We start from the raw sequence: 6,079 nt of genomic DNA, 5'->3' as shown, positions 1-6,079 counted from the left end.
GCCTCGCGGGCGTCGGGTACGTCACATCGGGCACTTCTTACGCCGCAGCGGGACTCCCGCGTACCTTGGTCGTTGTTCACCACAGGTTCACGAAACGACGTCTGGTACCCGCACCGGCCCTCGCCCGAGGGCGTCGGAGGGACTGGAACGAAAGGTTCGAGCATGGACAGCTTCGTCCCTGCCCACTCCTTCAGGGTGGGCGTGATCGGCGCCGGCCGGGTCGGCGCCGTGCTGTCGGCCCGCCTGGGGGCCGCCGGCCACGAGGTCGTCGCCGCCGCCGGCGAGTCCGACGCCTCGCGGGCCCGCATCGCGGACCTGCTGCCGCACACGCGCACCGCGAAGCCCACCGACGTCGCCCGCTCCTGCGACCTGCTGCTGCTGACCGTGCCCGACGACATGCTGCCCAACGTCGTCACCGTGCTCAGCGACAGCGGCGCCATCCGGCCCGGTCAGTACGTCGTACACACCTCCGGCCGGCACGGGCTGGCCGTTCTCGAGCCCGCGGCGAGAGTCGGCGCGCGCGTGATCGCGATGCACCCCGCGATGACTTTCACCGGCACCGCGCTCGACCTCGACCGGCTGCCCGGCTGCGTCTACGGCCTCACCGCGGCGCCCTCCGAGCGGGCCCTGGCGGAGGGACTCGTCGCCGAGCTCCGCGGGCGCACGACCTGGGTGCCCGAGCAGATGCGCACGCTCTACCACGCCGGTCTCGCCCACGGCGCCAACCACCTGGTGACCCTGGTGAGCCAGGCGATGGAGCTGCTCGCGGCCGCGGGCTCCGACGACCCCGCCGGGACGCTGCGCCCGCTGCTGGCCGCCGCCCTCGACAACGCCCTCGAGCAGGGCGACAGCGCGCTGACCGGCCCGATCGTGCGCGGCGACGTCAACACCGTCCGCGCGCACCTCGCCGACATCGCGGTGAACGCCCCCCACACGCTGCCGTCGTACGTCGCGCTCGCCCGCGACACCCTCGACCGGGTCGTGACCGACGGGCGGGTGCTGCCGATCCGGGCCGCGGCGATCCAGCGGGCCCTGGCGGACGCCGAACGGTCGGCGCAGTCGGCGCAGTCGGCGCAGTCGGCGCAGTCGGCCCACCGGCCCGCCGCGCGCCGGCGATGAGCTCGACGCCCGTCCTCGCGTCCACCCGCGAGGAGCTCGCCGGCCTGCTCGCGTCCGCGCGTGCGGGCGGGCGCCCGGTCGGCCTGGTGCCGACCATGGGGGCACTGCACGAGGGCCACGCCAGCCTGATCCGGGCCGCCCGTGCCCGGGTGGGCGACCGGGGCGGCCCGGTGGTCGTCTCGATCTTCGTCAATCCCCTCCAGTTCGGCCCGAACGAGGACCTCGACCGCTACCCGCGCACGCTCGACGCCGACCTCCAGGTCTGCGCCCGCGAGGGCGCCGACCTCGTGTTCGCCCCGAGCGTCGAGGAGGTCTACCCCGGCGGCGACCCGCAGGTGACGGTCCGGCCGGGTCCGGTCGGCAAGATCCTCGAGGGCAAGATCCGGCCCGGCCACTTCCGCGGGGTGCTGACCGTGGTCGCCAAGCTGCTCGGCCTGGTCCGCCCCGACGTCGCGGTGTTCGGCGAGAAGGACTACCAGCAGCTCACGCTGATCCGGCGGATGGTCCTCGACCTCAACCTCGGCGTCGAGGTCGTCGGCGCCGAGACCGTCCGCGAGCCCGACGGGCTCGCGCTCTCCAGCCGCAACCGCTACCTCGACCCCGAGCAGCGCCAGCAGGCGGTGGCCCTCAGCCGCGCGCTGCGTGCGGCGCAGGAGAGCGCCGGGTACGGCGCGGACGTCGCGCTGGCCTCGGCCCGGGCCGAGCTGCGGGCGGCGCCCGGCGTCGACCTTGACTACCTGGTGATCACCGACCCCGGCCTCGGCGCCCTGCCCGCCGTCGTACCGCCCGGCACGCCCGCGCGGATCCTCATCGCCGCCCGGGTCGGCGGCACCCGCCTCATCGACAACCTGCCCCTGACCCTGGGCACCGCCCCGACCAGCGAAGCGAGTGAGTGAGCCATGCTCCGGACGATGATGAAGAGCAAGATCCACCGGGCCACCGTGACCCAGGCCGACCTGCACTACGTCGGGTCCGTGACCGTCGACGCCGACCTGCTCGACGCGGCGGACCTGCTGCCCGGGGAGCTGGTGCACATCGTCGACATCACCAACGGCGCGCGGCTGGAGACCTACACGATCGCCGGCGAGCGCGGCTCCGGCGTGATCGGCATCAACGGCGCCGCGGCCCGGCTGGTGCACCCCGGCGACCTGGTGATCCTCATCGGCTACGGCCAGATGGAGACCGCCGAGGCCAAGGAGTTCCAGCCGCACGTGGTCTTCGTGGACGCCGACAACGCGATCCTGGCCACCGGCTACGACCCGGCCGAGGCGGTCGAGGGTTCCGGTCTGGTGCGCGGCGACTCCGTGGCCCAGCGGTAGCCTGCGTCCGTGCCCACCGCCCCGGTCCGCCGTGTCCCCGGCCGCCTGGTCGCGCCCGAGCCCGGGTGGACCACGACCGCCGACGTCGTGGTCGTCGGTTCCGGGATCGCCGGGCTGACCGCGGCGCTGCGGCTGCGCGGCCAGGTCGACAAGGTCCTGGTCGTCACCAAAGACGTGCTCGCCGCCGGATCCACCCAGTGGGCGCAGGGCGGCATCGCCGCCGCGCTCGGTCCCGAGGACACCCCCGAGGAGCACGAGCAGGACACGCTCGTGGCCGGCGCGGGGGCCTGCGACCCGGACGCGGTGCGGGTGCTGGTGACCGAGGGCCCCGAGGCGGTCCGCGAGCTGATCGCGCTGGGCACCAACTTCGACCACGACCCGAGCGGCGAGATCTCGCTCACCCGCGAGGGTGGCCACCACCGCGACCGGATTGCCCACGCCGGCGGCGACGCGACCGGGGCGGAGATCCAGCGAGCGCTGATCGCGGCCATCGAGCGGGCCCCCGAGATCGAGGTGATCCAGCACGCGCTCGCGGTCGACCTGCTGCTCGCCGCGGACGGCGGCGTCGCGGGGCTGACCCTGCACGTGATGGGCGAGGGCCAGCGCGACGGTGTCGGCGCCGTCCACTGCCGGGCCGTCGTGCTCGCCAGCGGCGGCCTCGGGCAGGTGTTCTCGCAGACCACCAACCCCGCCGTCTCGACCGGCGACGGCATGGCGGTCGCGCTGCGCGCCGGCGCGGTGCTCCGCGACCTGGAGTTCGTGCAGTTCCACCCCACGGTGATGTACCTCGGACCCGACTCGGTCGGTCAACAGCCGCTGATCTCCGAGGCGGTCCGCGGCGAGGGCGCTTTCCTCGTCGACGCTCCGCCCGAAGAGGGGGGCGACCGGTTCATGCAGGGCGTCCACGAGCTCGCCGACCTCGCCCCCCGCGACGTGGTCGCGAAGGCGATCATGCGGCGGATGATGGAGACCGGCCGCCCGCACATGTGGCTCGACGCCCGGCACCTGGGTGCGGCGTTCTGGGAGCGCCGGTTCCCGACGATCCTGGCGACCTGCCGCAGCCACGGGGTCGACCCGGTGACCGAGCTGATCCCGGTCGCGCCGGCGTGCCACTACGCGTCCGGCGGCGTACGCACCGACCTGTGGGGTCGCACCAACGTGGCCGGCCTCTACGCCACCGGGGAGGTCGCCTGCTCCGGTGTGCACGGCGCCAACCGGCTGGCGTCCAACTCCCTCCTCGAAGGGCTGGTCTTCTCCCGGCGGATCGCCCAGGTCCTCCCCGGCGAGCTGCGGCCGTTCCAGGCCCCCGCGCCCGACGACCGGACACCCGGGCTCGTGCCCGGCGGCGTACGCCGCGACCTGCAGGAGGTGATGACCTCCCGTGTCGGCGTGCTGCGCAACGCCGACGGGCTGGCCGACGCCGCCGGGCTGCTCGACAAGGTCGCCGGCGTCCGCGCCGAGGTGGTCGACCAGCAGTCCTGGGAGACCACCAACCTGCTCACGATCAGCATCGCCCTCGCCGACGCCGCCACCCTGCGCGAGGAGACCCGCGGGTCGCACTGGCGCGAGGACTTCCCCGAGCGCGACGACGCGCACTTCTCCGGTCACCTCGACGTCGTGATGGACGACGGCGCGACCACCCTGGAGCTGTGGTGACGCCGTACGACGAGGAGCTGCGCGCGGCCGGGCTCGACCCGGCCGCGGTGCTGGCGCAGGTGCGGGCCGCGCTGGCCGAGGACCTGCCCGGCGGGGACGTCACGTCCGAGGCGACGATCGCGACCGACGCCCGCGGCGAGGGCGTCCTCGCGGCCCGCGAGGCCGGCGTGGTCGCCGGGCTCGGCGTCGCTGCGCTGGTGTTCCACGAGGTCATGGGCGACACCGTCGAGATCACCGACCGGGTGCCCGACGGCGCCCGGGTCGAGCCCGGTGACGTCGTCATGCGCGTCTCGGGACCGACCCGCGGCCTGCTCACGGCCGAGCGCACCGCCCTCAACTACGCCAGCCACCTCTCCGGGGTCGCCACCGCGACGGCCCAGTGGGTCGCGGCACTGGCCGGCACCCGCGCCCGCGTGCTCGACACCCGCAAGACGCTGCCGACCTACCGCGCCCTGCAGAAGTACGCCGTGCGGTGCGGCGGCGGCGTCAACCACCGGTTCAGCCTCAGCGACCGGGCGATGGTCAAGGACAACCACGTGGTCGCCGCCGGCGGCGTGGTGCCGGCGTACCACGCCGTACGGGCCGCCTACCCCGACCTCAGGGTCGAGGTGGAGGTCACCGACCTCGACGAGCTGCGGGCGCTGCTCGAGGCCGGCTGCACCGAGATCCTGCTGGACAACATGGACAGCGCGACGATGGCCGAGGCCGTGCGGATCACCGCCGGGCGCGCCACGCTCGAGGCCTCGGGCGGCCTGACGATCGACCGGGCCCGGGAGGTCGCCGAGACCGGCGTCGACTACATCTCCGTCGGTGCGCTGACCCACTCCGTGAAGGTCTTCGACCTCGGCCTCGATCTGAGCGAGGGCTGAGCGGTGACCCTGCTATGCGCCGACATCGGCAACAGCCACACCGTCCTCGGACTGGTCGCCGGCGGGTCGGTGCTCGCGGACTGGCGGGTCGCCACCGACGAGCGCAACACCTCCGACGAGTGGGCGGTACTGCTGCGCGGCCTGCTCGGCGCGGCACTGGAGGAGATCGACGGGATCGCGGTCTGCGCGACCGTGCCGGCGGTCCTGCACGAGTGGCGCGAGATGCTCACCCGCCACTTCGCCGACGTGCCGCACGTCGTGGTCGAGCCCGGCGTGCGCACCGGCGTCCCCGTGCTCATGGACAACCCCCGCGAGGTCGGCACCGACCGGATCATCAACGCGCTCGCGGCGGTGCACGAGTACGGCGGCCCCGCGATCGTGGTCGACTTCGGCGGCACGGCGACCACCTTCGACGTCGTGAGCGCCCAGGGGCAGTACGTCGGCGGAGCGATCTCGCCGGGCATCGAGATCTCGCTGGAGGCACTCGGCCGACGCGGCGCGCAGCTGCGCAAAGTCGAATTGCTGCGCCCGCGTTCGGTGATTGCGAAGAACACCGTCGAGGCGCTCCAGTCCGGAATGGTCTTCGGCGTCGCTGCGCAGGTGGAGGGAATTGTCGACCGGATGATCACCGAGCTCGGCGCCGACGCCGCCGACGTCCACGTGATCGCGACCGGATATCTCGCCCCGGTCGTGCTCGACGAGTGCCGCTGTTTCACCCACCACGCACCCTGGCTGACGCTGCGCGGCCTCGAGCTGGTTTTCGAGCGCAACTCCTGAACCCTTCGTCCACAGGCCGTGTGCGGGCGGTGTGACGGCTGGCGGGGCCGGGGACGCTTCCGCGCATGAGCCCGCGCCCGCCTCGCACCGCCGTCGTCGCCGCCGCGGCCCTGGTGCTCGCCGGATGCAGCGGCCTCCAGGGGGAGAGCCGGTGTCCGGGCGAGTCCTGCAGCGCCGAGCTCGCGGCGATCGTCGAGGCCGTCGACGCGCTCCCGGGCGCGTCCTCGGTGGAGGAGGCCACCTCCTCCTGGAGCCTCGACAACCCCCGAGTCCTCAGCATCGCCGTGCGCGCCGACATCCCCGACCCGACCGCGGCCCGCGCGCTCGCGCGCGCCGTTG

Annotated in this window: 7 protein-coding genes; all 7 read left to right on the top strand. The window is 74.1% G+C overall.

Features of this window, described 5'->3' with window-relative positions:
* The first annotated feature begins 162 nt into the window (after nucleotides 1-162).
* Nucleotides 163-1,119, top strand: coding sequence for a Rossmann-like and DUF2520 domain-containing protein (locus VGD85_RS15410; protein ID WP_331064315.1), 957 nt, complete (start codon nucleotides 163-165; stop codon nucleotides 1,117-1,119).
* A complete protein-coding gene (gene panC / locus VGD85_RS15405; RefSeq protein WP_331064314.1) occupies nucleotides 1,116-2,015 on the top strand; it encodes a pantoate--beta-alanine ligase in 900 nt (299 codons plus the stop codon). Before VGD85_RS15410 ends, panC begins: the two co-directional genes overlap by 4 nt.
* 3 nt (nucleotides 2,016-2,018) lie before the next feature.
* The gene (gene panD, locus VGD85_RS15400; RefSeq protein ID WP_331064313.1) at nucleotides 2,019-2,438 is read left to right on the top strand and encodes an aspartate 1-decarboxylase; all 420 of its coding nucleotides are present in this window, start codon (nucleotides 2,019-2,021) and stop codon (nucleotides 2,436-2,438) included.
* A gap of 9 nt (nucleotides 2,439-2,447) precedes the next feature.
* On the top strand, nucleotides 2,448-4,094 hold the full coding sequence (locus tag VGD85_RS15395; protein WP_331064312.1) for an L-aspartate oxidase: 1,647 nt from the start codon (nucleotides 2,448-2,450) through the stop codon (nucleotides 4,092-4,094).
* Nucleotides 4,091-4,963, top strand: a complete 873-nt coding sequence (gene nadC, locus VGD85_RS15390; protein ID WP_414690821.1) for a carboxylating nicotinate-nucleotide diphosphorylase — start codon at nucleotides 4,091-4,093, stop codon at nucleotides 4,961-4,963. Before VGD85_RS15395 ends, nadC begins: the two co-directional genes overlap by 4 nt.
* A 3-nt stretch (nucleotides 4,964-4,966) precedes the next feature.
* Nucleotides 4,967-5,740, top strand: coding sequence for a type III pantothenate kinase (locus VGD85_RS15385; RefSeq protein ID WP_331064310.1), 774 nt, complete (start codon nucleotides 4,967-4,969; stop codon nucleotides 5,738-5,740).
* A 65-nt stretch (nucleotides 5,741-5,805) separates the two neighbouring features.
* A partial coding sequence (locus VGD85_RS15380; RefSeq protein WP_331064309.1) for a hypothetical protein occupies nucleotides 5,806-6,079 on the top strand: 274 nt, incomplete at its 3' end.

Source organism: Nocardioides sp. (assembly GCF_036401255.1).
Taxonomy (GTDB): Bacteria; Actinomycetota; Actinomycetes; order Propionibacteriales; family Nocardioidaceae; genus Nocardioides.
This window is presented reverse-complemented; position numbering and strand designations above follow the sequence as displayed.

Excerpts from the sequence above, each read along its gene's own strand:
- VGD85_RS15410 (WP_331064315.1), top strand. The coding sequence starts at position 163 with ATGGACAGCTTCGTCCCTGCCCACTCCTTCAGGGTGGGCGTGATCGGC.
- panC (WP_331064314.1), top strand. The coding sequence starts at position 1,116 with ATGAGCTCGACGCCCGTCCTCGCGTCCACCCGCGAGGAGCTCGCCGGC.
- panD (WP_331064313.1), top strand. The coding sequence starts at position 2,019 with ATGCTCCGGACGATGATGAAGAGCAAGATCCACCGGGCCACCGTGACC.